General features: G+C 60.2%; 19 protein-coding genes. 6 read left to right on the top strand and 13 right to left on the bottom strand.

Features of this window, described 5'->3' with window-relative positions; genetic code table 11:
• Window positions 1–43: 43 nt before the first annotated feature.
• The 5 genes from ACY4LX_RS29210 to ACY4LX_RS29190 all read right to left on the bottom strand — a co-directional run bounded on the left by ACY4LX_RS29210 (window position 44) and on the right by ACY4LX_RS29190 (window position 8430).
• Complete coding sequence (locus tag ACY4LX_RS29210; RefSeq protein WP_463258521.1) at window positions 44–733, bottom strand: GntR family transcriptional regulator; 690 nt, start codon at window positions 731–733, stop codon at window positions 44–46.
• Window positions 734–757: 24 nt separating this feature from the next.
• The gene (locus ACY4LX_RS29205) at window positions 758–1462 is read right to left on the bottom strand and encodes a FadR/GntR family transcriptional regulator (protein ID WP_149661008.1); all 705 of its coding nucleotides are present in this window, start codon (window positions 1460–1462) and stop codon (window positions 758–760) included.
• A 54-nt stretch (window positions 1463–1516) separates the two neighbouring features.
• Window positions 1517–2830, bottom strand: coding sequence for a C4-dicarboxylate transporter DctA (locus ACY4LX_RS29200; RefSeq protein WP_463258520.1), 1314 nt, complete (start codon window positions 2828–2830; stop codon window positions 1517–1519).
• 287 nt (window positions 2831–3117) lie between these two features.
• Entirely contained in the window at window positions 3118–4371 is a 1254-nt protein-coding gene (gene glyA, locus ACY4LX_RS29195; protein WP_123404839.1) for a serine hydroxymethyltransferase, read from the bottom strand.
• Between the two features lie 210 nt (window positions 4372–4581).
• Window positions 4582–8430: a sensor domain-containing protein gene (locus ACY4LX_RS29190; RefSeq protein ID WP_463258519.1), complete on the bottom strand. Its 3849-nt coding sequence runs from the start codon at window positions 8428–8430 to the stop codon at window positions 4582–4584.
• 277 nt (window positions 8431–8707) lie between these two features.
• Here ACY4LX_RS29190 and ettA point away from each other — a divergent pair, with 277 nt between their 5' ends.
• Window positions 8708–10372 carry an energy-dependent translational throttle protein EttA gene (ettA, locus tag ACY4LX_RS29185; RefSeq protein ID WP_149661011.1) on the top strand — a complete coding sequence of 555 codons (1665 nt, stop codon included), beginning with the start codon at window positions 8708–8710 and terminating at the stop codon, window positions 10370–10372.
• Window positions 10373–10728: 356 nt separating this feature from the next.
• Here the strand turns inward: ettA and ACY4LX_RS29180 are convergent, their stop codons facing one another.
• The 4 genes from ACY4LX_RS29180 to ACY4LX_RS29165 form a co-directional block, all read right to left on the bottom strand.
• Window positions 10729–11223 carry a GreA/GreB family elongation factor gene (locus tag ACY4LX_RS29180; RefSeq protein ID WP_463258518.1) on the bottom strand — a complete coding sequence of 165 codons (495 nt, stop codon included), beginning with the start codon at window positions 11221–11223 and terminating at the stop codon, window positions 10729–10731.
• Between the two features lie 70 nt (window positions 11224–11293).
• Entirely contained in the window at window positions 11294–11650 is a 357-nt protein-coding gene (locus ACY4LX_RS29175) for a hypothetical protein (RefSeq protein WP_463258517.1), read from the bottom strand.
• 187 nt (window positions 11651–11837) lie between these two features.
• Window positions 11838–13691, bottom strand: coding sequence for an Lnb N-terminal periplasmic domain-containing protein (locus ACY4LX_RS29170; protein WP_149661014.1), 1854 nt, complete (start codon window positions 13689–13691; stop codon window positions 11838–11840).
• Window positions 13692–13784: 93 nt separating this feature from the next.
• The gene (locus ACY4LX_RS29165) at window positions 13785–14273 is read right to left on the bottom strand and encodes a DUF3015 domain-containing protein (RefSeq protein WP_054051400.1); all 489 of its coding nucleotides are present in this window, start codon (window positions 14271–14273) and stop codon (window positions 13785–13787) included.
• A gap of 278 nt (window positions 14274–14551) precedes the next feature.
• Here ACY4LX_RS29165 and ACY4LX_RS29160 point away from each other — a divergent pair, with 278 nt between their 5' ends.
• Entirely contained in the window at window positions 14552–16990 is a 2439-nt protein-coding gene (locus ACY4LX_RS29160; RefSeq protein WP_149661015.1) for a Lon protease family protein, read from the top strand.
• A gap of 439 nt (window positions 16991–17429) precedes the next feature.
• On the top strand, window positions 17430–17771 hold the full coding sequence (locus ACY4LX_RS29155; RefSeq protein ID WP_133837671.1) for a PA4575 family protein: 342 nt from the start codon (window positions 17430–17432) through the stop codon (window positions 17769–17771).
• Here ACY4LX_RS29155 and ACY4LX_RS29150 read toward each other — a convergent pair.
• Complete coding sequence (locus tag ACY4LX_RS29150; protein ID WP_463258516.1) at window positions 17765–19594, bottom strand: hypothetical protein; 1830 nt, start codon at window positions 19592–19594, stop codon at window positions 17765–17767. The two genes, ACY4LX_RS29155 and ACY4LX_RS29150, sit on opposite strands and share 7 nt — an antisense overlap.
• Window positions 19595–19754: 160 nt before the next feature.
• Between ACY4LX_RS29150 and ACY4LX_RS29145 the strand changes: the two genes are divergently transcribed.
• The 3 genes from ACY4LX_RS29145 to ACY4LX_RS29135 all read left to right on the top strand — a co-directional run bounded on the left by ACY4LX_RS29145 (window position 19755) and on the right by ACY4LX_RS29135 (window position 21506).
• A complete protein-coding gene (locus ACY4LX_RS29145) occupies window positions 19755–20243 on the top strand; it encodes a TIGR00645 family protein (RefSeq protein ID WP_133837673.1) in 489 nt (162 codons plus the stop codon).
• Window positions 20244–20456: 213 nt separating this feature from the next.
• Window positions 20457–20768 (top strand): DUF6482 family protein, encoded by a 312-nt coding sequence (locus ACY4LX_RS29140; RefSeq protein WP_463258515.1) that lies wholly within the window; start codon window positions 20457–20459, stop codon window positions 20766–20768.
• Window positions 20769–20888: 120 nt separating this feature from the next.
• The gene (locus ACY4LX_RS29135; RefSeq protein ID WP_149661019.1) at window positions 20889–21506 is read left to right on the top strand and encodes an FKBP-type peptidyl-prolyl cis-trans isomerase; all 618 of its coding nucleotides are present in this window, start codon (window positions 20889–20891) and stop codon (window positions 21504–21506) included.
• A gap of 153 nt (window positions 21507–21659) precedes the next feature.
• On the opposite strand, the gene ACY4LX_RS29130 is transcribed toward ACY4LX_RS29135, so the two are convergent.
• From ACY4LX_RS29130 to ACY4LX_RS29120, 3 genes are all read right to left on the bottom strand, one after another.
• A complete protein-coding gene (locus ACY4LX_RS29130) occupies window positions 21660–21917 on the bottom strand; it encodes a PA4570 family protein (RefSeq protein WP_163911706.1) in 258 nt (85 codons plus the stop codon).
• Between the two features lie 206 nt (window positions 21918–22123).
• Entirely contained in the window at window positions 22124–22465 is a 342-nt protein-coding gene (locus ACY4LX_RS29125; protein WP_010467527.1) for a zinc ribbon domain-containing protein YjdM, read from the bottom strand.
• Between the two features lie 181 nt (window positions 22466–22646).
• A complete protein-coding gene (locus ACY4LX_RS29120; protein ID WP_133837677.1) occupies window positions 22647–23615 on the bottom strand; it encodes a polyprenyl synthetase family protein in 969 nt (322 codons plus the stop codon).
• Window positions 23616–23771: the final 156 nt, after the last annotated feature.

Genomic DNA, 23771 nt, shown 5'->3' with positions numbered 1-23771 from the left:
TGGGGTTGCCGTTGTAGGAGCGAGGCTTGCCCGCGAAAGCGATCTAACCGGCAACACGATTCTCGCTGAATGTCGGTCCAGCATTGAGCAACGTCTCTTCCAAATAATCCAGATGCCGGCCCAGCAAGCGCTCAGCCATCCCCGCATCCCGGCGTTCCACAGCCTCCAGAATCGCCTGGTGCTTTTTCCAAACGCAATAACCCTCTAATTCCACCTCAAACTGCGCAATCGCCAATGAGGTCAGCGGCACCAGACTGCCCAGAAAATGCGTCAGCGGTGCATTCCCAGCGATTGCAGCCAGCCGCAAATGAAAATCCCCCGATAACCGGATCGCCGGTCCACGGGCGGTGCATTGGCGCTCGCTGTCGATCAAGGCTTGCAGCGGCTGCAAGTCTTGCAGGCTAGATGATTGGCAGGCCAGGCGTACCAGGGTGATTTCCGTCAGCCGCCGTGCATGCAGCATCTGCCGGGTCTGCTCGCGGTCGAGCGCGGCGACGCGGGGACGGTGGTTGGCCCGCAGGACGATGATCTGCTGATGGGACAATTGCGTCAGCACACCGCGAATGTCACTGCGCCGGGCGCTGAACATCTGCGCCAGGCTTTCTTCGGTAAAACGACTGGCCGCATCGATGCGCTGTTCCAGAATTGCGTCGAAGACCCGCGAATAAAGGTCATCCGCCCGCCGGGGAAAGGGCAGGGCGCTGGGGGGTGGCGCTGGGGCGAAGCTGTTCATGGCCTGTCTCCAGTTCGAAGCAGTTCAACTGCCGAGGTGGTCGTCCGGAATATTCAGTTCGATGCCCATCCGTTGGCCTTCACGCAGGATGTGCCGACGCATTTCGGCGCTGGCCTGGGCGCTGTTCTTGCTGCGGATCGCCCGCACCACGGCTTCGTTTTCTTCCAGGCGTTCGGCCAGGTGCTCCGGCGAATTGCGCAGCACTTCGGCGCTTTGCTTGAGGGCGTTGCTGGTCTGCTGCACCACGCTCTGGAAAATCGGGTTCGAGGTCAGGGTGAACAGTTCTTCGTGGAACGCGATGTAGGCGTTGACCCCAGCTTCGGCGTCGTTGGCCTCCAGGGCTTCGCGCATGTCCATCAGGGTCAGGCGCAGTTGCCCGACTTCCTTGCTGCTGATCGATTGCGCCACCAGCCCGACGATGAACGGCTCGAGGGTGTAGCGCAGTTGCAGCACGTCTTCCAGGCTGGCGCCGGCCACTGCGCTGTCGTGATGTTGGCTGTCGCTGAGGTTGGCCTCCAGCACCACCACGCCTTTGCCCGGCATCGAGCGCACCAGCCCGAGGGTTTCGAGGACGATCACGGCTTCGCGCAGGCTCGGGCGGCTGATGCCCAGTTGTTCGGCCAGTTCGCGCTGGCCCGGTAGCATTTCGCCGGAGCGCCACTGGCCACGGGCCAGCGCGGCCCGGAGTTTTTCTACGACTGAGTTGACGACCGTTGAAGTGGTAATCACGGTTTGCTCCATGGATAAGGCCGGGAGCCTGCCCTATGGCAGGCTCCGCATGCTTCAAAATTCCTGTTGATGGGCCGGCGCCACCGGTTTTCTCGGCTGGAAGGTATACCCCACCTGGCCGGAAAGCACCTTGTTCGCCCGTTGGATATCGATGTCTTTTTCCCAGCGCGCAATGGCCACGGTGGCGACGCAGTTGCCAATCAGGTTGGTCAGCGCCCGGCCGATGCCCATGAACCAGTCCACCGCCAACACCAGCACCAGGCCGACCACCGGAATCGCCGGGATCGCGGTCAGGGTGGCCGCCAGAATCACCAGCGCCGAGCCGGGGATGCCGTGGGCACCTTTGGAGGTGATCAGCGACACCAGCAGAATCGTCAGCAAATCGGTCATGGCCAGCGGCGTGCCGGTGGCGTTGGCGATAAAGACGATGGCCAGGGTCAGGTAGATCGAGAACCCGTCAAGGTTGAAGGAATACCCGGTTGGAATCACCAGCCCGACCGTGGAACTGCCGATGCCCAGGTGTTCCAGCTTGCGCATGATCTGTGGCAGCACGGCGTCGGAAGAGGCGGTGCCCATCACGATCAGCAACTCTTCACGCAGGTACTTGAGCAATGGCCACATGCGCAGGCCGGACAGGCGCATCACCAGGCCGAGAATCAGCGACACAAACGCGGCGCAGGTCAGGTAGAACAGGCCCACCAGACTGCCCAGGTGTTGCAGGGAGTCCAGGCCATATTTGCTGGTGGTGAACGCGATGGCGCCGAACACGCCAATCGGCGCCAGGCGCACGATCATGCCCATGATGCGGAAGATCACATGGCTGAGTTCGTTGATCAGCCGCGAGATGCCCGAAGCCGCTTCGCCCACCAGGTTCAGCGCGCTGCCGAACAGCACCGAAAACAGCAGCACTTGCAGGATGTTGTTGTCGGCAAAGGCACCGATCACCGAGGTCGGGATCAGGTCCATCAGGAATTGCGTGGTGGTGTGCATATGTTGCCCACGCTGGGCGATATCGCCGATGTCGGCCGTGGACAGTTGCTCCAGATGAATATTCGCGCCGCTGCCAATCCCGGTGCTGAACGCGAACACCAGGCCGATCACCAGGGCGATGGTGGTCAACACTTCGAAGTAGATCACCGACTTGAGGCCGATGCGCCCGACCTTCTTCAGATCGCCGGCGCCGCTGATGCCGCTGACCACCACGCAGAACACGATGAGGCCGATGAGCATCTTGATCAGTTTGATAAAGCCATCGCCCAAGGGTTTGAGCTGTGCGGAGTATTCGGGAAGGGTCAGCCCGCAGACGATGCCGAGCACCAGTCCGAGAACCACTTGAAGGAAGATTGAACGCGAGCACCATCTGAGCATGGGAGGAATCCTGGTCGGTGTCCTGGCTGCCGTGCGCTGAGCGCATCAGATTCAGGACTTAATTATTGTGGTCTTACCGGTATGTCCAGTGCAGGCGCAGTCTAGGCGCTGTTTTTCATTGATCGCAAGTGAAAATTCATCTATTGGCATGACCGGTCTTACCAGTTGGGCGCAATGCCCCGACCTTGAGCCTTTCCTGATTTGAAAAAATGCGATGAAAAAGTGCAGGCGAAAAAAAACCGGCCATCACTGACCGGTTTTTTTATCGCTGCGATTTAGCGGTGCAATTAAGCGCCGTACACCGGCAGCTTCTTGCAGATGGCCTTGACCTTCTCACGAACGGCGTCGATCACCGCTTCGTTGTTCAGGTCAGCCAGGATGTCGCAGATCCAGCCAGCCAGCTCTTTGCACTCGGCTTCTTTAAAGCCACGAGTGGTCACAGCCGGGGTGCCGAAGCGCAGGCCGGAGGTGACGAACGGGGAGCGTGGGTCGTTTGGCACGGAGTTCTTGTTCACGGTGATGAACGCTTTGCCCAGAGCGGCGTCGGCGTCTTTACCGGAGATGTCCTGCTTGATCAGCGACAGCAGGAACAGGTGGTTCTTGGTACCGCCGGACACCACGTCGAAGCCGCGCGCGATGAACACTTCGGCCATGGCCTGGGCGTTCTTCACCACTTGTTGCTGGTAAGTCTTGAACTCAGGCTGCAGCGCTTCCTTGAAGCAGATCGCTTTGGCGGCGATCACGTGCTCCAGCGGACCACCCTGGGCGCCCGGGAAAACGGCGGAGTTCAGTTTCTTCTCGATGTCGGCGTTGGCGCGCGCCAGGATCAGACCACCACGTGGACCGCGCAGGGTTTTGTGGGTGGTGGTGGTCACGACGTCAGCGAATGGAACCGGGTTCGGGTAGACGCCAGCGGCGACCAGACCGGCCACGTGGGCCATGTCGACGAACAGGTAGGCGCCAACCTTGTCGGCGATTTCGCGGAAGCGCGGGAAGTCCAGAATCTGCGAGTAGGCAGAGAAACCGGCCACGATCATTTTCGGCTTGTGCTCAACGGCCAGGCGCTCGACTTCGTCGTAGTCGATCAGGCCATTGGCGTCGATACCGTACTGAACGGCGTTGTACAGCTTGCCGGAGGACGAAACGCTGGCACCGTGGGTCAGGTGACCGCCGTGGGCCAGGCTCATGCCCAGGATGGTGTCACCGGCTTGCAGCAGGGCCAGGTAAACGGCGCTGTTGGCTTGGGAACCGGCGTGCGGCTGAACGTTGGCGTAATCGGCGCCGAACAGTTCTTTGGCTCGATCAATTGCAAGCTGCTCAACCACGTCGACGAACTCGCAACCACCGTAGTAGCGCTTGCCCGGGTAGCCTTCGGCGTACTTGTTGGTCAGTACCGAGCCTTGAGCTTCCATCACCGCAGGGCTGGTGTAGTTTTCCGAAGCGATCAGCTCAATGTGTTCTTCCTGGCGCTGAGCTTCTTGCTCCATGGCGGCAAAGAGATCGGCGTCGTACTTGGCAATAGTCAAATCACGGCTGAACATGGCGGTCCTCAAGGATCGGGGCAGAAAAGGGGGGCATTCTAACCCAACCGCTTTTAGAAGGGATATGAAACGCAGTCAGGTTGTGGATAAGCGGGCTTCAAGCAGCAAGCCCCAAGCGGCAAGCAAAAGCCGATTTGCTCTTACTTGTAGCTTGCCACTTGAAGCTTGCAGCTCTGTACATGTTCGATTGATTGGAGCCAACAGCTCCGATCAGTCGAACATGAACAGCGCATCATTGCTGAACTGCGCCTCAAACCGGCTCGCCGGCATCGGCCGCCCGAACAGATACCCCTGAACCTCATCACAGCCATGCTCACGCAGGAAGTCGAGTTGCTCGTGGGTTTCCACGCCTTCGGCGATCACCGCCAGATTGAGGCTGTGGGCCATGGCGATAATGGCCCGGGCAATCTGCGCATCCTGCTCGCCGGACGGCAGGCCATCGACAAAGGTGCGGTCGATTTTCAGTACATCAATCGGGAATTGCTTGAGGTAGTTGAGCGATGAGTAACCGGTGCCGAAGTCGTCGACCGCGATGCTCAGGCCGAGGTTTTTCAACCCGGCGAGGATCTGCATCGCCTCGCTGACTTCGCGCATCAGGATACTTTCGGTCAGTTCCAGCTCCAGGCACGCCGGCGGCAGGCCGGTGTCCTTGAGGATGTTGGCGATGCGCGTGCCGAGCTGACCGTCGGAGAACTGCCGCGCCGAGATGTTCACCGACACCTTCGGCACCCGGACCTTGGCCTGGTGCCAGGTCTTGAGCTGCCGACAGGCCTCGCTGATCACCCAGTCGCCAACGTCCACCACCAGCCCGAGCTCTTCGAGCACTGGAATGAAATCCCCCGGCGGCACCAGCCCGCGACGGGGATGGCGCCAGCGCAGCAGGGCTTCGGCGCCGGTCAGGCGTTTGCCGTCGCCGCTGAACTGCGGCTGGTAATACAGCACGAATTCGTTCTGCTCCAGGGCATGGCGCAGGTCGCTTTCCAGCTCCAGACGCTCGAGGGCGCTGGCGTTCATGTCGGCCTGATAGAACTGGAAGTTGTTCTTGCCGCGCTCCTTGGCGTGGTACATCGCGGTGTCGGCGTTTTTCATCAACTGGCTGAGTTCGTTGCCGTCCTGGGGGCTCAGGGCGATGCCGATACTGGCCGTGACGAAGAACTCGCGGCCTTCCAGCACAAACGGCTTCACCAGGCTGGCGAGAATCTGTTCCGCCACGTGAATCGCCCGGTTCAGCGCCACTTCACGGTTGATGCGCGGTTGCAGGAGCAAGGTGAACTCATCGCCGCCCATGCGCGCCACGGTGTCGTCATCGTCGACGCAACCGAGCAGGCGCGTGGCCATTTCCTTGAGCATGCGGTCGCCGGCGGCGTGGCCCAGGGAGTCGTTGATCGGCTTGAAGCGGTCGAGGTCGAGGAACATCAGCACCACCCACGACTTCTGCCGTTCAGCCGATTGCAGCGCGGTGTGCAGGCGGTCCTGGAACAGCGTGCGGTTGGGCAGGTGAGTCAGGGCGTCGTAGTAGGCGAGACGGTGAATCCGTTGTTCACTGGCCTTGCGCTCGCTGATGTCGCTGAAGAAGCACACGTAGCTGGCCAAGTCGCCTTCATCGTCGAGCACCGCGGTGATGCCGACCCACGCCGGGTAATGCTCGCCATTGCGGCGCTTGAGCCAGACTTCGCCTTCCCAGGTGCTGTGCTGGTGCAATTGCTTGAGTACATAACGCAGATGCGCTTCCTGCTGCTCATCGACGGTGAGCATGTTCGGCAACTGGTCGAGAACTTGCGATACCGCATAACCGCTGACGCGACTGAACGCCTCGTTGGCCTGGACGATGTAGCCCGCCGGGTCGGTGATCAGGATCGCCGACGTCGAATGCTCGAATACCGTGGCGGCCATGCGCAGGTCTTTCTCGGCGCGGCGTTGCTGGCTGATGTCGCGACCGACCCCGAGCACGCCTTCGAAAGCCCCGTGTTCGTCCCACACCAGCACCAGCCGCAGTTCGATCGGGATCTTGCGCCCGTCGGCCCGCAGGCAATCGAACAGGAACAACTGGGTCTGCACCTGGCTGCGCAACAACGCCAGTTGATCGGGTTTATCCAGGGCTTTGCTGACCCGGTCCATCAAACCGTAGATGCCGCTCAGTTGCTGCGGGTTGGCGATGGTCGATTGCCAGCCGTTCTGGAAAATCCAGTCAACGTCATAACCCAGCACGGCTTGCACCGAGGGGCTGACGTAGTTGAGCGAGAGCTTGTTGTCGGTGGAGAAAATCACGTCGCTGATGCTTTCGGCGAGCATGCGGTAGCGCTGCTCGCTGTCGCGCAGGGATTCGCTGGCCTCGATCTGTTCGGTGATGTCTTTGGCTACGCCGATGATCCGCGTGACCTGATCATTCCTGTCCCGGGCCAGGGCCTGTTCACGAATTTCGAAGCGCCGCCAGTTGCCATCGCGATGACGGAACCGCAGTTGGCATTGCAGCAATTGCGAGTAGCCGGCCTGGCGCTGGGTCTGGCGCGAGCGGTGGTAATAGTCGGCGTCTTCGGGGTGCAGCAGGATTTCCCAGAAGTACTCGCCCATCTGGTGCAGTTCGGAGCGGTTGTAGCCCAGCGTCTGCCCCAGGTGATGGTTGCTGAAAATCATGCGCTGGCTGATCACGTCCTGCACGTACAGGTGATCCGGTACGGTGCGCACCACATCAGACCAGAAGCCTTCACGCTCCAGCAGCGACAGTTCGATCAGCTTGCGGCTGGTGATGTCGTTGATGCTCAGGATCACCGCTTTGTAGTCGTGCTGCTCTTGCGGCAGGCGCAGCACCAGCCACAGGTGTTGGTCGCGACCGTTGGTGTCCTGGAGCTTGATTTCCAGTTCGAGTTGTTTCTGCTGGTTGAGCACGGCCTCCAGTATCTGGTTGCCGATGGCGGTGCATTCCAGGGGACAACCCTCGATCAGCAACTTCCAGGCCTGCTCGCATGAATTGACGTTGAGCAGTTGCAGGGCGACCTGATTGACCTCGGTGATGCGCAATTCTTGCAGCAGTTGCTGGCGTTGCTCAGGCACTTCAAGCCAGGTTTTCAGTTGTTCGCTGCTGTGGAGCTGAGCCTTGTCGAAGAAGCCTTTCAGCCCGGACAGGTCGAGCACGCACAGCGCGACGCCGGTGCCTTCGAAAATGTCCTGATAGCGCCGACGCCCCTCATGCAGCTGGCGCTGACGGCGGCGCATGCTCAGCAGCGCAATAAACGGCAGCAGGGAGAAGGCCAGACCCAGCAGGCATTTGCCGATGAACGCCGGCAGCAGTTGTTCGAGCACCTGTTGGCGGTCGAACAGCCCGCGCAGTTGCCAGTCGCTGCTGCTCAGGGGCACGGTCAGCACGCTGTTGGCCAGGTCATCCTCGCTCAGCGTGCCCGGCTTGACGGCGGGCAGGGCTTCATCGCGGCTGACGATTTGATGATTGACGCGGTTTTCCACCAGCCACAGCGGGCGGATGCCAGCTTCGCTCTGTTTGGTCAGGGAGGAGAAAAACGTCGGGGTCAGGCGCAACGCCCAATAGCCACGCGTGCTGCCGCTGGCCTGATGCAGCAGCAAGTGCACCACAGAGCCATCGTCGGCGTTGCTGAAATAGTGGGCTTGCGAACGGCTGCGGCGCACCAGATCGACCAGGTAGTCGGCGTCATGGCTGTCGGCGGCGCTGTCGCTGAGGATTTTGCCGGATGGGCTGAGTAACGCCAGGCTGCGCAGGTCGGGCAGCGATTGCTGCAACTTGCGCAACAGCACCTGCTGTTCGTCGGCGGATTGCGGTTGCTCGACGATCGGTAGCAGGTTCAGGGCGATCTGCGCGTTGAGCGCCATGTTCAGGCTGACTTGGGAGGCCAGGTCGGCGGTGTAGTCGATGGTGTACTGGCGCTGGTTTTTCTGGGTTTCGCTCAGTTGATCCAGCAGTTGCCAAAACAGCAGCGCGAGCAGCAACAGCACGAGTGTCGCCAGTGCGCCCTTCAGGGTTCCGCGCAGGGGGGAGCCGAGCGCGGCAGCCGGTGCACGGGTAGAAAGAGGCGGCGTGACATTAGACAAACTGAAATCCTGCGGTTTGGCTGGACTGGCGCGACGTGCACTATAAGCCGGACGCCCGGAGGGCGGCTAGCATGCCTTGAGTTGTGGCGAAGTGCCAGCCCCTGACGGCTGGACTGCCATCGGTCATTCAGGTAGCTTTGCCGGTTACGTGGGAGCGTTCCAGCTCCTAGGCTTTTTTAGCGTGCACGCCTGATACGTCCGGCGGACGACGCGCACAGCCTGGCCCGGGCATCGCCTGCGCTCCAATCATTCATCTGTCACTGACCCAAGGTTCTCCATGGCTCAATACGTCTTCACCATGCATCGGCTGGGCAAAGTTGTTCCGCCGAAGCGGGAAATCCTGAAAAACATTTCGCTGTCGTTCTTCCCCGGCGCCAAGATCGGCGTACTCGGCCTCAACGGTTCGGGTAAGTCCACGCTGTTGAAAATCATGGCCGGCGTCGACACCGAGTTCGAGGGCGAAGCCCGACCGATGCCGGAGCTGAACATCGGCTACCTGCCGCAGGAACCGATCCTGGACCCGACCAAGACCGTGCGTGAAGTGGTCGAGGAAGCGGTCAGCGTGATCAAGAACGCCCAGGCGCGCCTGGACGAGGTCTACGCGGCCTACGCCGATGAAGACGCCGACTTCGACAAACTGGCTGCTGAACAGGCCAAGCTCGAAGCCATCCTGCAAGCCAGCGACGGTCACAACCTGGATCGCCAACTGGAAGTCGCCGCCGATGCACTGCGTCTGCCGGCGTGGGATGCCAAGGTCGAATTCCTGTCCGGTGGTGAAAAGCGTCGCGTGGCCCTGTGCCGCCTGCTGCTGTCTGCCCCCGACATGCTGCTGCTCGACGAACCGACCAACCACCTGGACGCCGATTCCGTCGCCTGGCTGGAGCACTTCCTGCACGATTTCCCGGGCACCGTGGTTGCGATCACGCACGACCGTTACTTCCTGGACAACGTCGCCGGCTGGATCCTCGAGCTCGACCGCGGCGCCGGTATCCCGTACGAGGGCAACTACTCGGGTTGGCTCGAAGCCAAGTCCGATCGTCTGGCTGCCGAATCCAAGCAGCAGTCGGCCCATGAAAAAGCCATGAAGGAAGAACTGGAGTGGGTGCGCAAAGGCGCCAAGGCCCGCCAGTCCAAATCCAAGGCTCGTCTGCAACGCTTCGAAGAAATGCAATCGCAGGAATTCCAGAAGCGCAGCGAAACCAACGAGATCTACATCCCGGCCGGTCCGCGCCTGGGTGACAAGGTCATCGAGTTCAAGAACGTTTCCAAGGGCTACGGCGATCGCGTGTTGATCGACAACCTGTCGTTCTCCATGCCGAAAGGCGCCATTGTTGGCGTGATCGGCGGTAACGGTGCCGGTAAATCGACCCTGTTTCGCATGCTGATGGGCAAGGAACAGCCGGATTCAGGCAGCATCGAAGTCGGCGAAACCGTGCAACTGGCTTGTGTGGATCAGAGCCGCGAAGACCTGGACGGCAGCAAGACGGTGTTCCAGCAAATCTCCGACGGTTCCGATCAGATTCGCATCGGCAACTACGAGATCCCGTCGCGGACCTACGTCGGTCGCTTCAACTTCAAGGGCGGCGATCAGCAGAAGTTCGTCAAGGACCTGTCCGGTGGTGAGCGCGGTCGCTTGCACCTGGCGCTGACCCTGAAAGAGGGCGGCAACGTCCTGCTGCTCGACGAACCGTCCAACGACCTCGACGTTGAAACCCTGCGTTCCCTGGAAGAAGCCCTGCTGGACTTCCCGGGCGCCGCCATTGTGATCTCTCACGATCGGTGGTTCCTTGACCGCGTGGCGACCCACATCCTGGCGTACGAAGACGACTCGCAAGCGATCTTCTTTGAAGGCAACTACACCGAGTACGAAGCTGATCGTAAAAAGCGTCTCGGCGAAGCGGCTTCCCAGCCGCACCGTGTACGGCACAAGAAACTGGCCTGATATCGGGTTGGTTGCATGAAAAAACGGAGCCTTTCGGGGCTCCGTTTTTTTTATGGGTGTTATTCAGGTAGACCGCGGTGTGGCCTTCGCGGGCAAGCCTCGCTCCTACAGTATGGTGGTGTGCCGACATATTGCGCCCGCCCCCGCCCACGTAGGAGCAAGGCTTGCCCGCGATGGCGATGGCGATGGCGATGGCGATGTTGTGGTGTGCCGACATATTGCGCCCGACCCTGCCCACGTAGGAGCAAGGCTTGCCCGCGATGGCGATGGCGATGGCGATGTTGTGGTGTGCCGACATATTGCGCCCGACCCTGCCCCCGTAGGAGCAAGGCTTGCCCGCGAAAGCGTCCGTATGGTCACTGAATATCGATGCTCAGCACCTCAATCACCCAATCCCCCGCCGGCCGCTTCCACAACACCTCATCCCCGACCTGCGCGCCCAACAAGGCCCGACCCAGCGGTGAACCCCAATTGATCAACCCGCTGGCAGCCTCCGCCTGATCCTCGCCGACCAACTGCACCCGCTGCTCATTGCCCTGTTCATCGGCAAACGTCACCCAGGCGCCAATCTGCACCTTGTCGGTCGAGGAGGCGGGAGTGACGACCTGGGCGCTTTGCAATCGCTGATTGAAATACCGCCAGTCACGCTCCAGGTCAGCCTGGCGTTGTTTGTCCGCCAGTTCACCGTTGGCGCTCTGTTCATTGAGCAGGTTTTGCACCTCGGCCAGTTTCGCCTGCAACTGGGCAAGACCGGTCGGGGTGACGTAGTTGGGCTGCGCGCTGACCTGCCGTTCGACGGGCTGGTCGGCTTGCGCGGCGGCGTTATCTTCATTGACGAAGGCACGGCTCATGGTTTTCTCCCGTTATAGGGTTTGGGCCATGGTCGCAGGGGATTAGTTTCGATGGATGTCTGGCAGCGACCTATGGCGAGCGAAACGCCCGGGCAGCGTCCTGGTCTTTCTGCTGTTGCCACGCTCTGTCGCGATCATCCCAATGGTGGCTGCGATAGTCCTCGCGGTCGCGGTTTTCCAGCATTGCCTGGCACTGGCGGAAGCCATCGCCCCAGCCCTCGGCGTATTGCTTGTCTTTGAGGTAGCGCGGCACGTTCTTGCGGAATTCACCGGTCATTGCCCCGGCGGCTTGACGACCACTGACGCAGCCGTCGTCGAAACCGTCGGCGAACGCCGGTGGGTAACCCTTGGCGATCAGATCTTCGTGGGTCGACTGGCAACCCGCGCACAACAGCAGCAACCCCAACACACCCACGCAACGCCACATCTCAGACTCCCGGCCGGTTGACGGCCTATGTAGCAAGTCTAGAAGTCGATTCGTTGTCGGGATGTGAAAGAAAGATCAAAAGATCCGTAGGAGCAAAGCTTGCTCGCGAAGGCATCACCGCGGTTATTCAGGAAGACCGAGGTGATGCCTTCGCGAGCAAGCTTTGCTCCTACGGGGCGTGTGTTGGTCAGTAGTGATACCACTTCACCTCAAGCATCACTTCATTCTCGGGGGAGGCGAGGTGGCTGAATTCGCGCTGGGCGCTCAAGCGCAGGCCGAGGTTGCGCGACAACTCCCACTGCTGGTTCAGGCTCACGCTGCGGCGTACTTCGCCGTTGGTGAAGAAATCGCCCTTGGTTTCCAGGCTGAAATTGCCCAGCGGGTTTTTCCACAACACGCCGCTGTTGAACCCGGCTGCCGGGGCGACGAACCCGGCGAAGTCGTTGTTGTGTTCGATACGCACGGTGCCCAGAGCAAAACCGAGCACATCCTCGCCCAACGCCCAGGTCCCGCCGGCACCGCCGTTGACATGGCTGACCAGGGTTTCATCGTCATGCTTGCCCGGCACCCGCTCCAGGCCGCCGGTGACTTGCCACGACAGCGGCTGCAACAGCTCATTGCGCGGGGTCAGGGAGCGGATGGTCGCCAGGTCCAATTGCTGCAATTGCCAGTGATTGCCTTCGTATTGGCGCAGTTTCATTTGCAGGATTTCGATCTGCGCACCCAGCGGGAAGCTCTCGGCGTTGTCGTTGAGGTCGTGATAGGCCATGCGCAAGCCGTACTCGCCGAACGCCTTGTCGCCCCGGGTGCCGAGGCCGGCCTGCCAGGTGCGGGATTCGTGACCGTCCTCGGGCAAGCCCGGACGCGGGATATCCAGCTCCGGCGGCGGGTTCTGATTGATCGCCCGCAACAGTTCGAAACTGCGCTGGGCTCGGGCCGGATCGCGCTCCTGGCCGTTGGCGCGGTAGCGTTCCAGGCGGTAAGCAGCGTCGACGATCAGTGCTTGCCGGTCGCGTGGCTGGGCTTTGAATTCAGGTGCCTGCAATTGCTTCTGATCGGCGCTGACTTTCAGCACCCATTGCTGCTCTTCAGGATTCAACGGCTCGGCGCGGCTCAGCAGTTCACGCTCGCGGGACGGGCGATACTGGATCGATTCCACCAGCCCGGCTTCTTTCACCGCTTTGACCGTGTCGGTGGGGATCGCTGTCAGCGGGAATTGCTCGGTCAGCCGCAGACTCGGCCGCGCCACTTGCAGCAGTTCCAGCAGGCGATAGGAGCAGTTTTCGTCGAAGAAGAAGTAGTCGAACTGGATCTGCTTGAGTTCCCAGACGTGCTCGACCATGCGCTCGGTTTCCTGCTGGGTCAGGTTCAGCCGGTATTCCCACAGATCGCGGTTTTCCAGGCTGCGGTATTCCGAGAGTTTTTCCTGATAGGGCACGAGGGCGAACAGGCCCGGATAACCGCCCATCAAGCCTTTCCAGGCGTAGAGGATGCTGTTGTCCGAACCTTCGATGTAGGCGCCGAAGTTGATCGCGTAGCTGAGCAGTGCGGTCTGGTCGCTTTGCACATTGGCCTGATCGATGCGCAGCAGCGTGTGGCCGAACATCGATGACGGGCTGTTCAGGTACGCCGCCGGGAAGATCATCACCGCACTGTGGGGCGCGACATCCTTGAACCACTGGGTGAATTCGGCGCAATCCAGCTTCGGCAGGTCGGTGAGGTTCAGTTGCGCCTTGAGCCAGCGAGTACGGGCCGGGTAGACACATTGCGCATGCTTTTCGCCAGCGCTGGCCGGGGCGTACAGCGCTTGCACGGTCGCCGCCAGTTCACGGTCCGGGTGTTCATTGCCATCGGGGGCGAGGAAGAATTTCTTGTCGCTGACATAGCTGCGCCAGCCGCCGAGCTTGGCGGTTTCGTAATGGCCCAGGGAAATCCAGAAGGGGTCGTTGGCCAGTTGCTGCAAACGTTGATCGTCGATGTGTGGCGCGGCGGACAGCGGGGCGCAGACACAGAGCGCCAGCCAGGCAAGGCGTTTGAGCATAGTGGGCAACTTAAGTCGGAATAAACAAAGACCCAAAGAGGGTTAGGTCCAAAAAACAAAAGCCGCTCCCCGAAAGGAGCGGTTGGGTCGAGCTTAAGCTTGAGTGGCGTACTTGGCCAGACGAGGATCGCTCTTCAGGACGGCCAGGGTGTTGGTATGCACGTCGTCAGCGGTCACGTCAGCCTTGCTGAAGATCTGCTGGAAGTGCTCGTGAGTCACGGCGGCGAAGTGCGCACGGTCTTCCGGCGCCACGCCCAGTACCACGGCATAGGTAGTCAGCGCTTCGCCATTACCTTTGGCCATGTCTTCGGACAGCTCGTTCATCATGCCATTCATGGCAATCCAGGATTTACCGCCATAGGTCAGCGCTGCATTGGTCGAGCAACCGTTGGTGCCGGAAGTCATACCGAATGTGGCGTTGCCGGAGGTGCCGTTAGTGGTGGATGCCAGGAAGTGAGCCGGGGTGCCGCGCTGTCCTTCGAACAGCATGTTGCCCCAACCACAATCCGGGCCGCCTGGCGCCTGAGCCATGGCATTGAGGGATACAACGGTGAAGAGAGTACCGAGAAGAATCCGTTTCATAGCTTTGTTCTCTTTGTGTGCATACCAATGGACAAGGGGTTTAGCGTCGTCTCGACGCCATCGGGCCGGTTATTAGTTCCAGCCGCGCAGTTTGGAGTTTAGGCACGTTCCAAGGGTTCCGTGATTTTTTGCAAAACATTCGCGCAAAACATTGATTTGGCCCCGCCCCGCGTGGAGATAGCGGTTTGTCTATGCTTTGGCTTGAGGCGCGCCTTGCCAGTCGGGTATGGGCAGCGCCAGAATGCCGCTATCTGCCCCGCCTGATGTAAGGAAGCCCGATGCCTGATCCTGTTGCTGCCAGCTTGCGTCTAGCGCCCGACGCGCTGACCCGTCCGTTTTCCGCTGAACAGTTCAGCTTCTCTACCACCAATGATCTGGAGCCTTTCCGCGGTGTGCTTGGCCAGGAACGTGCTGTTGAAGCCCTGCAATTCGGTGTGGCGATGCCACGTCCCGGTTACAACGTCTTTGTCATGGGCGAGCCGGGCACTGGCCGCTTCTCGTTCGTCAAACGCTACCTGAAGGCCGAAGGCAAACGCCTGCAGACCCCGGCGGACTGGGTCTACGTCAATAATTTCGATGAGCCCCGCGAACCGCGCGCCCTGGAATTGCCATCGGGCACCGCCGGGGCGTTCATCGGCGATATCAACGGTTTGATCGACAATCTGCTGGCGACGTTTCCGGCAGTGTTCGAACACCCGTCCTACCAGCAGAAGAAAAGCGCGATCGACCGCGCCTTCAACCAGCGCTATGACAAGGCGCTGGACATCATCGAGCGCCTGGCGCTGGAGAAAGAAGTCGCGCTGTACCGCGACGCCAGCAACATCGCCTTCACCCCAATGGCTGACGGCAAGGCGCTGGACGAGGCCGAGTTCGCACAATTGCCAGAAGCCGATCGCGAGCGCTTTCACGAAGACATCTCTGGCCTCGAAGAGCGCCTGAACGAAGAACTTGCCAGCCTGCCGCAGTGGAAGCGCGAGTCGAGCAATCAACTGCGCCAGCTCAACGAAGAAACCATCACCCTGGCCTTGCAGCCGTTGCTGTCGCCGTTGTCGGAGAAATACGCCGAGAACGCCGCCGTGTGCGGTTACCTGCAAGCGATGCAGGTGTACTTGCTGAAAACCGTGGTCGAGCAACTGGTCGACGACAGCAAGGTCGACGCCGTTGCGCGCAAGATGCTCGAAGAGCAATACGCGCCAAGCCTGGTGGTCGGTCATTCGGCCAGCGGCGGTGCGCCGGTGGTGTTTGAACCGCACCCGACTTACGAAAACCTGTTTGGCCGTATCGAATACAGCACCGATCAGGGCGCGCTCTACACCACTTACCGGCAGCTGCGTCCGGGTGCGTTGCATCGGGCCAACGGCGGCTTCCTGATCCTTGAAGCGGAAAAAATGCTCAGCGAGCCGTTCGTGTGGGATGCGCTCAAACGCGCCCTGCAATCGCGCAAACTGAAAATGGAATCGCCGCTGGGTGAACTGGGCCGTCTGGCCACCGTGACCCTGACCCCGCAACACATTCCGTTGCAGGTCAAAGTCATCATCATCGGCGCCCGGCAGCTCTACTACACGCTGCAAGACCTCGATCCGGACTTCCAGGAGATGTTCCGCGTCCTGGTGGACTTCGACGAAGACATCCCGATGGTCGAGGAGAGCCTGGAGCAGTTCGCCCAGTTGCTCAAAACCCGCACCTCGGAAGAAGGCATGGCGCCACTGACTGCCGATGCGGTAGCGCGTCTGGCGACCTACAGCGCTCGCCTGGCGGAACACCAGGGGCGTTTGTCGGCGCGGATCGGTGATCTGTTCCAACTGGTGAGCGAGGCGGATTTCATTCGTCACCTGGCGGGTGACGAGATGACCGACGCCGGCCACATCGAACGTGCGCTCAAGGCCAAGGCCACCCGCACCGGACGCGTATCGGCGCGGATTCTCGACGACATGCTGGCGGGGATCATCCTGATCGACACCGATGGCGCGGCGGTCGGCAAGTGCAACGGGCTGACGGTGCTGGAGGTCGGTGACTCGGCATTCGGTGTGCCGGCGCGGATTTCCGCCACGGTGTATCCGGGCGGCAGCGGCATCGTCGACATCGAGCGTGAAGTTAACCTCGGCCAGCCGATTCACTCCAAGGGTGTGATGATTCTCACCGGGTATCTGGGCAGCCGTTACGCCCAGGAATTCCCGCTGGCGATTTCTGCGAGCATCGCGCTGGAGCAATCCTACGGTTACGTCGATGGCGACAGTGCGTCGCTGGGCGAGGCGTGCACGCTGATCTCGGCGTTGTCGAAGACGCCACTCAAGCAGTGCTTTGCGATCACCGGCTCGATCAACCAGTTCGGCGAAGTGCAGGCGGTGGGCGGGGTCAACGAGAAGATCGAAGGCTTCTTCCGTCTCTGTGAAGCCCGTGGGTTGACCGGCGAGCAGGGGGCGATCATTCCTCAGGCCAACGTCGCGACGTTGATGCTCGACGAGAAAGTGCTGTCGGCGGTGCGGGCGGGGCAGTTCCATGTCTACGCCGTGCGCCAGGCTGACGAGGCCCTGAGCCTGCTGGTGGGCGAGCCCGCCGGTTCGCCGGATGCCGATGGCCAGTTCCCGGAAGGCAGTGTCAATGCGCGGGTGGTGGAGCGCTTGCGGGTGATCGCGGAAATGATCAGCGAAGAAGATCTCAAGGAAGCCGAGAAGGAGATGGCGCTGGAAGCGTTGGTCGAGGCCAAACCGGCCTGACCTGAGGTGATGATCGTTCCCACGCTACTGCGTGGGAATGCCTCCTGTGACGCTCCGCGTCACGTCGTTATGGGAGCGGAGCGTCCCGGGCTGCATTCCCACGCAGAGCGTGGGAACGATCTCAAACCCCTGTAGGAGCGAGGCTTGCCCGCGAATGCAATCTGTCAGCCGGCATTGATGTTGGCTGATACACCGCTTTCGCGGGCAAGCCTCGCTCCTACACGGGTTTTGGGTATTGGCGAAATCGACATTCGCGGGAAAAAGTGCCATCAGTCTGACGTCAATATTCACACAATGACCGCTCGGCGCCTTCTGGTCTCGCATTGCTTGCGAGGCGAACTTTTCTTCTATTCTCAGCTCAAGGATAGGGACAGCAATCACTGGATCGAAACAGCCTTCCCATGAGGGCTGAATACCGGATCTACCGAGGGTCGCCGCCATGTCGCGCAACCTCTGCCTCACCCGTCAATGCCTGGGTCTTGTGACCCGTATCGAGTGCGCCATCCGCCCATTGGCGGGAGATACGGGCATGTGGACCTTACTCTTCGCCGCCGGAATGGCCGGCGAGCAACCTTCGGCCATCAAGGCCCAAGGCCCGTTCCATGGCCCCTTCGTGGCTGAATCGATCCTCGACACCATTGTTGAAAGCCTGACCTTGCACGGTTACGAGCTGGCCGATGACCCGCAAATCTGGAGCCTGCACCTGCAAGCCCAGCTGCGGGAAATCAACGGTGGCCGTGTTCGAAGCCTGGGTGGCTTCGAGTTTCGCCCCGATCACTGAGTCGGGTCGGGCACATCGGCTTTGTCGAGTTTGACCTCGAAGCCATATTGCACGGTGACGAGGTCGGTTCGTTGGTAGGTTTCCAGCCGGGTCGGCTGGCCATAGAAGTAATGCACGCCAAATAGCGCAGGACCTTCTGCGCTCGCGTCATGACTGACCGAAAGAATCTCTTTCAGATAGTTGCCGCTGTCGTCCTTGGCGAAAAAACGCCAGTCCTGGGCGGGAAACAGCTTCAGATCGACCACCAGCGCGTTGCCTTTGAGTTCCAGGCCCTTGGGCAGTTGGTGCGTGTCGAGGGTTTTGTGTTCGACCGTGGCCAGGAACAGCGGCATGGAGCCCACCGCGAAGGCCGGTGTTTCCGGAAACAGGTTCAAATCGTAAGTGATGACGCCGCGCAACGGGTCGACCTGATAAGCCTCCGGCGGTAGTTCGATCGGCTCATCACGCTTGCCGTTATCGCCTGCGGTAAAGAACGTTACCGGGCTGTCGCCAGGGCTGAAGGAGGAGCCGAGCAGTTCGTCGTTGAAGCCGCGCGGATGATCGAACTCGATGCGCGCCGCACTGGGGTCATCCACCGATTGCGTGATGTTGACGCTCTTTTTCAGTTGTTCTTCACCGAGTGTCGCGCCTTTGAGCCAGATCGGTGCCTGGTCGTCGTACACCACCACCGGCAAGCTCAGTGGCTGGATGGCCTTCTCGGTGGTGTTGTGATCAAAGCGGCGGACCGGCAGGTCCAGATCCTTGCGGGTCACGGTGGCGGAAGAAAAGTCCAGCACGCTGACTTCGAGTGTCTCGATCGGGCCGTTGAAATACACCTTGGTGTAATGCCGGGTCTGCTGTTTCTCGAACGCTCGCTGGTCTTCATCCAGCTGCTTTTCGAACGCCTCGCTCCAGACTTTCTGCTGTTGCATCTGCGCCAGTTGTTTTTGATAGAAGGCGATTTGCGCTGCGGTTTCGTTGATCGAACCCGAGCGCGAGAGGAATTGTCCGGTGTTGTCTTTGGCCTGCACGATCAGCGGGTTGAGCGGCGTCTCGCTGACTTCGGCGGCCATGGGCAGGCTGTTGGTGAACTCGACCTCGGCGTGGTTGTTCGTCAGGCTCAAGAGGGTGACGCTGAGGTTGTCGTTGGTGCGCGTCTGGCCGACGTCCTTTTTGGTCAGGTCAAAGCTGTACAGCCGCCGCGGCGCGATGACCTCGACCTTGCCTTGCAGGCTTACCGGTTGCGGCTGGTTTTTGTTTTCAACGTCAAGGCCATCGATGAACGGGTAGGTCACCGTCAGGTCATCGGGGTTGGTCAGGTTTGAGCTGGAAGGGCTGAGTTGAATGCCCGGATCGGTTTCCGACCATTCCGGCTGGAACGGGATGACGCGCTTGTTGCTCAGGGTCACCGATTGCCATTCCAGGCCGTGGGGAAAGAGGAAGGCGGCGGGAATGCTGAAGTTGAAGGGGAACACCGGTTGCAGGTCGGTCAGGTAGTCGGAGCTGGAATCCTTGTGCAGCACAAACAGACCGTTGATGTAGGTATCCACCAGCGCCTGGGGCGTGGGGTAGTGCTTGAGCACCGCCAGGGCGTCTTCGCTGTATTCGGTTTGCAGCGGCTTGCTGTCGAGCTTGAGCTGCGCCCGTTCGAGCAACAGCAGCGAGCCGCCCAGTTCGGCGACGGCGTCCTTGAGTTTCGGGTCCGCAATGGCATCGAGGGACTTTTCAAACTGCGCGGTTTTTTCTTCGAGGCTGACCTGGCGCTTCTCATCGCTGGGTGAACAACCGCCGAGCAGCAACGCGAGGCAAAGTCCGGCACTCGTTAAAGGCAATCGCACATCCATTTCCTGTCTTCCTGTCCGGTGTCGCTAACCTGTCAATGGTTTGGACACTAGCAGAAAAACTTTGTCACACACACGCAGGTTGCGGATTTGCGGGCGGTTTCTGGGTGTTACAAGCGGCTGATATACTCGCCGCCATTTACCAGCCCTTGTGTGAGATTCAATGGAACGCTTTATCGAAAATGCAATGTACGCCTCCCGCTGGCTGCTGGCGCCGATCTACTTCGGTCTGTCCTTGGGCCTACTGGCGCTGGCGTTGAAGTTTTTCCAGGAAGTCTTTCATGTCATTCCCAACGTCTTCTCGATGGCGGAATCGGACCTGATCCTGGTGCTGCTGTCGCTGATCGACATGGCGCTGGTGGGCGGCCTGCTGGTGATGGTGATGATCTCCGGCTACGAGAACTTCGTCTCGCAACTGGACATCGACGAGGACAAAGAGAAGCTGCATTGGCTGGGGACCATGGATTCGTCTTCGTTGAAGATGAAAGTCGCGGCGTCGATCGTGGCGATTTCGTCGATCCACTTGCTGCGCATCTTCATGGACGCCAAGAACGTCGATCCCGAGCATTTGAAGTGGTACGTGATCATCCACATGACCTTCGTGATCTCGGCGTTTGCGATGGGCTATCTGGATAAGCTCACTAAGCACTAAAGCAGAAACTTGTAGGAGAAAGGCTTGACCGCGATTGCAGCGACTCGGTATCCCGGGTGTTTATAAGTCCGCTATCGCGAGCAAGCTTTGCTCCTACAGATTGTGTTGGGATTGATGTGAAACAGACGGGCGGTTGGGTTTGTGGGTTGTGCTTTGCAGCGTCGAGGCATATGCCTGTAAGGGTCTTGGTCCGCCACTGTCTGAGGTGCGCTGATGAACCTGCAAGAGCTCAATGCCTACGCCATCGCCGGGAAGATCGATGAACTGAACCTGATTTCGCTGGAAGGCGGGATCTATCTGCTGGAAGCGCGGATGCATGGGGCGGCTTATCCACTGAACGATACCCATGGCCAGTCGTTTCATCTGCGCTCGGTCGAGCATGCCCGTGAAGTCCTGCACGCTTTCCCCAAGCTGCAATTCAATCTGGTGCATACCTCGGTGCATGACGAGATGTGCGGGCTCGGCGCCATTGAGGAAGAAACCCTGAAGGTGCCGATCGCGTTCCGCTCAACCTGGCAGAGCTGAGCCCCTGATCAACACCATGGCTTCTGTGCTAGTCTGCTCGCCCTTTTGATTCCGGGCGCTCCGGGATGCGCTGTGTCCGCACGGCAAGTTCCAGGGCCGTCCGCACAGCGGAGCAGTGTCATGTCCGAAGTAAATCTGTCCACCGACGAAACCCGCGTCAGCTACGGTATCGGCCGTCAGTTGGGCGACCAACTGCGCGACAACCCGCCACCGGGCGTTAACCTGGATGCGATCCTGGCTGGCCTGACTGACGCATTCGCCGGCAAGCCGAGCCGTGTGGGTCAGGAAGAAATGTCCGCCAGCTTCAAGGTGATCCGCGAGATCATGCAAGCCGAAGCGGCTGCCAAAGCTGAAGCCGCTGCTGGCGAAGGCCTGGCCTTCCTGGCTGAAAACGCCAAGCGTGATGGCATCACTACCCTGGCGTCCGGCCTGCAATTCGAAGTACTGACTCAAGGTGAAGGCGCCAAGCCGACCCGTGAAGATCAAGTGCGCACTCACTACCACGGCACCCTGATCGACGGCACTGTGTTCGACAGCTCCTACGAGCGCGGCGAGCCTGCAGAATTCCCGGTTGGCGGCGTGATCGCTGGCTGGACCGAAGCCCTGCAACTGATGAATGCCGGCAGCAAATGGCGCCTGTACGTGCCGAGCGAACTGGCTTACGGCGCTCAAGGCGTTGGCAGCATTCCGCCACACAGCGTACTGGTGTTCGACGTTGAGCTGCTTGACGTTCTGTAAGACCGTGATCGCGTGATCCTGCGGTCGCGTGATTAACGTGATCCTGTAGGAGCGAAGCTTGCTCGCGAAGACGGTGCGTCAGTCAACGATGATGTTGAATGTGATGGCCTCTTCGCGGGCAAACCTCGCTCCTACAGGGTTTTGCGGCGTGTTTCATAGTTCGATCTTATGGTTCAGATCGCTGGTCGGGCGCAACGCCCGGGCATAGCAGAACAGAAACAGATTGCGCACCAATTCCTTGAGCACCACCGGCTCGCTGGAACTCAAGCCGCTGACGTCCAGGTCACCCTGATCCTGCAGCTCGTTCAAGGCTTCTTCTTCAAGCACCGCACAGACTTCCCCGGTTTCCCGATGCAGGATCCTGAGGTAAGGGTGTGGGCGGTCCAGCCAGGCATCGATCAAATAAGTCATGGGTCTCATCTCCATTGATGGGTTTCAATGAGAATAATTCTTATTCATCAAATAGCAAGGACCTATTGGCTGTTTGTGTTTTTTTCAGGGTAAAGGTTGCGTAAGGTCAAAACGGCTGGCGTTTGGCTACTGCGCGGGATTACGGGGCGAAGCGGGGGAGGGCGAAGCACCATCCCACGCCGGGCGCAGGATGGAGGACAGCAGGTTCAGACTTTTCTGACGAACTCGGATTTGAGCTTCATCGGGCCGATACCGTCGATCTTGCAGTCGATGTCGTGATCGCCATCGCACAGGCGGATGTTCTTGACCTTGGTGCCGACCTTGACCACCAGGGACGTGCCCTTGACCTTGAGGTCCTTGATCACGGTGATGGTATCGCCGTCTTGCAGGACGTTGCCCACCGAATCCTTCTTCACGGTGTCATCGGACGCCGCTTCAGCTTCGCCGCTGGCGGACCACTCATGGGCGCACTCAGGGCAGATCAGCTGTGCGCCGTCTTCGTAGGTGTATTCGGAATTGCATTTCGGGCAGGGTGGCAACGTGCTCACTAAAGCTCCTTGGATTGAGGATCACTAAAAGTCGCACATTATATAGGGTTTATACGGGAGAGGGGCGACACGTGACTTTGTAGGAGCGAGGCTTGCCCGCGAAGGCGTCGTGTCAGTCGAGACAAATGTCGGCTGATAGATCGCCTTCGCGGGCAAGCCACGCTCCTACACAGGTAGCGTTTTAGTGCGTGCGGGCTACCGCAAACTCACTCAACTCCACCAGCGCATCGCGATATTCGCTGGCTGGCAATGCGTCGAGGCACTTGATCGCGCGAGCCACGTAGTCACGGGCCAGTTGCGCGGTGTACTCCAGCGAACCGGACGCTTCAACGGCCTCGCGGATGCTTTCCAGGTCTTCGATGCCACCCTTCTGGATCGCCTGGCGTACCAATGCGGCCTGCTCAGGGGTGCCTTCGCGCATGGTGTAGATCAGCGGCAGGGTTGGCTTGCCTTCGGCCAGATCGTCACCGACGTTCTTGCCCAGGGTTTCCGCGTCGCCTTTGTAATCCAGCAGGTCGTCGACCAGTTGGAAGGCCACGCCCAGGTGATCGCCGAACGTACGCAGCGCTTCACTCTGTTCCGGCGAGGCTTCGCACAGGGCCGCGGCGCTGTGGGTCGAGGCTTCGAAGAGCATCGCGGTCTTGCCGCGGATGACTTCCATGTAGGTTTCTTCAGTGGTGCTGGCGTCACGAACCTTCGACAGTTGCAGCACTTCGCCTTCGGCAATGATGCGCGTGGCTTGCGAAAGGATCTTCATCACCGGCATGGAACCCAGTTCGACCATCATTTCGAAAGAACGCGAATACAGGAAGTCGCCGACCAGCACGCTTGGCGCGTTGCCCCACATCGCATTGGCCGTCGAACGGCCACGGCGCATGCCGGACATGTCGACCACGTCGTCATGCAGCAGGGTGGCGGTGTGCAGGAACTCGATGGTGGCAGCCAGCAGGCGCAGGTCATCGCCTTCGCGCCCCAGGGCCTTGCCACACAGCAACACTAATAGAGGACGCAGGCGTTTACCGCCGGCCGAGGTAATGTAGTCGCCGATTTTCGATACCAGCGGCACTCGAGAAGTCAGCTGCTTCTTGATGATGCCGTCGACGGCACTAAAATCGTCCGCCACCGCGCGGTAGAAAGCTTGGGGTTGCATCAGCGACAGTTGCTCCAGAAGGGTTGCGCGGCATGCTAGGACCCACGTCCGGACCTGTCAAGGCGCGATGGACGGCCTCTTGCATCACTCCGGCAGCTTGCGTACAATCGCGCACCCTGAACTTCCTGGGCAGCACCTGCCTTACGCAATTGCAAT

Source organism: Pseudomonas sp. Emmai, assembly GCF_055179735.1.
The sequence above is the reverse complement of the archived record's forward strand: the minus strand, read 5'-3'. Positions and strand labels throughout refer to the sequence as shown.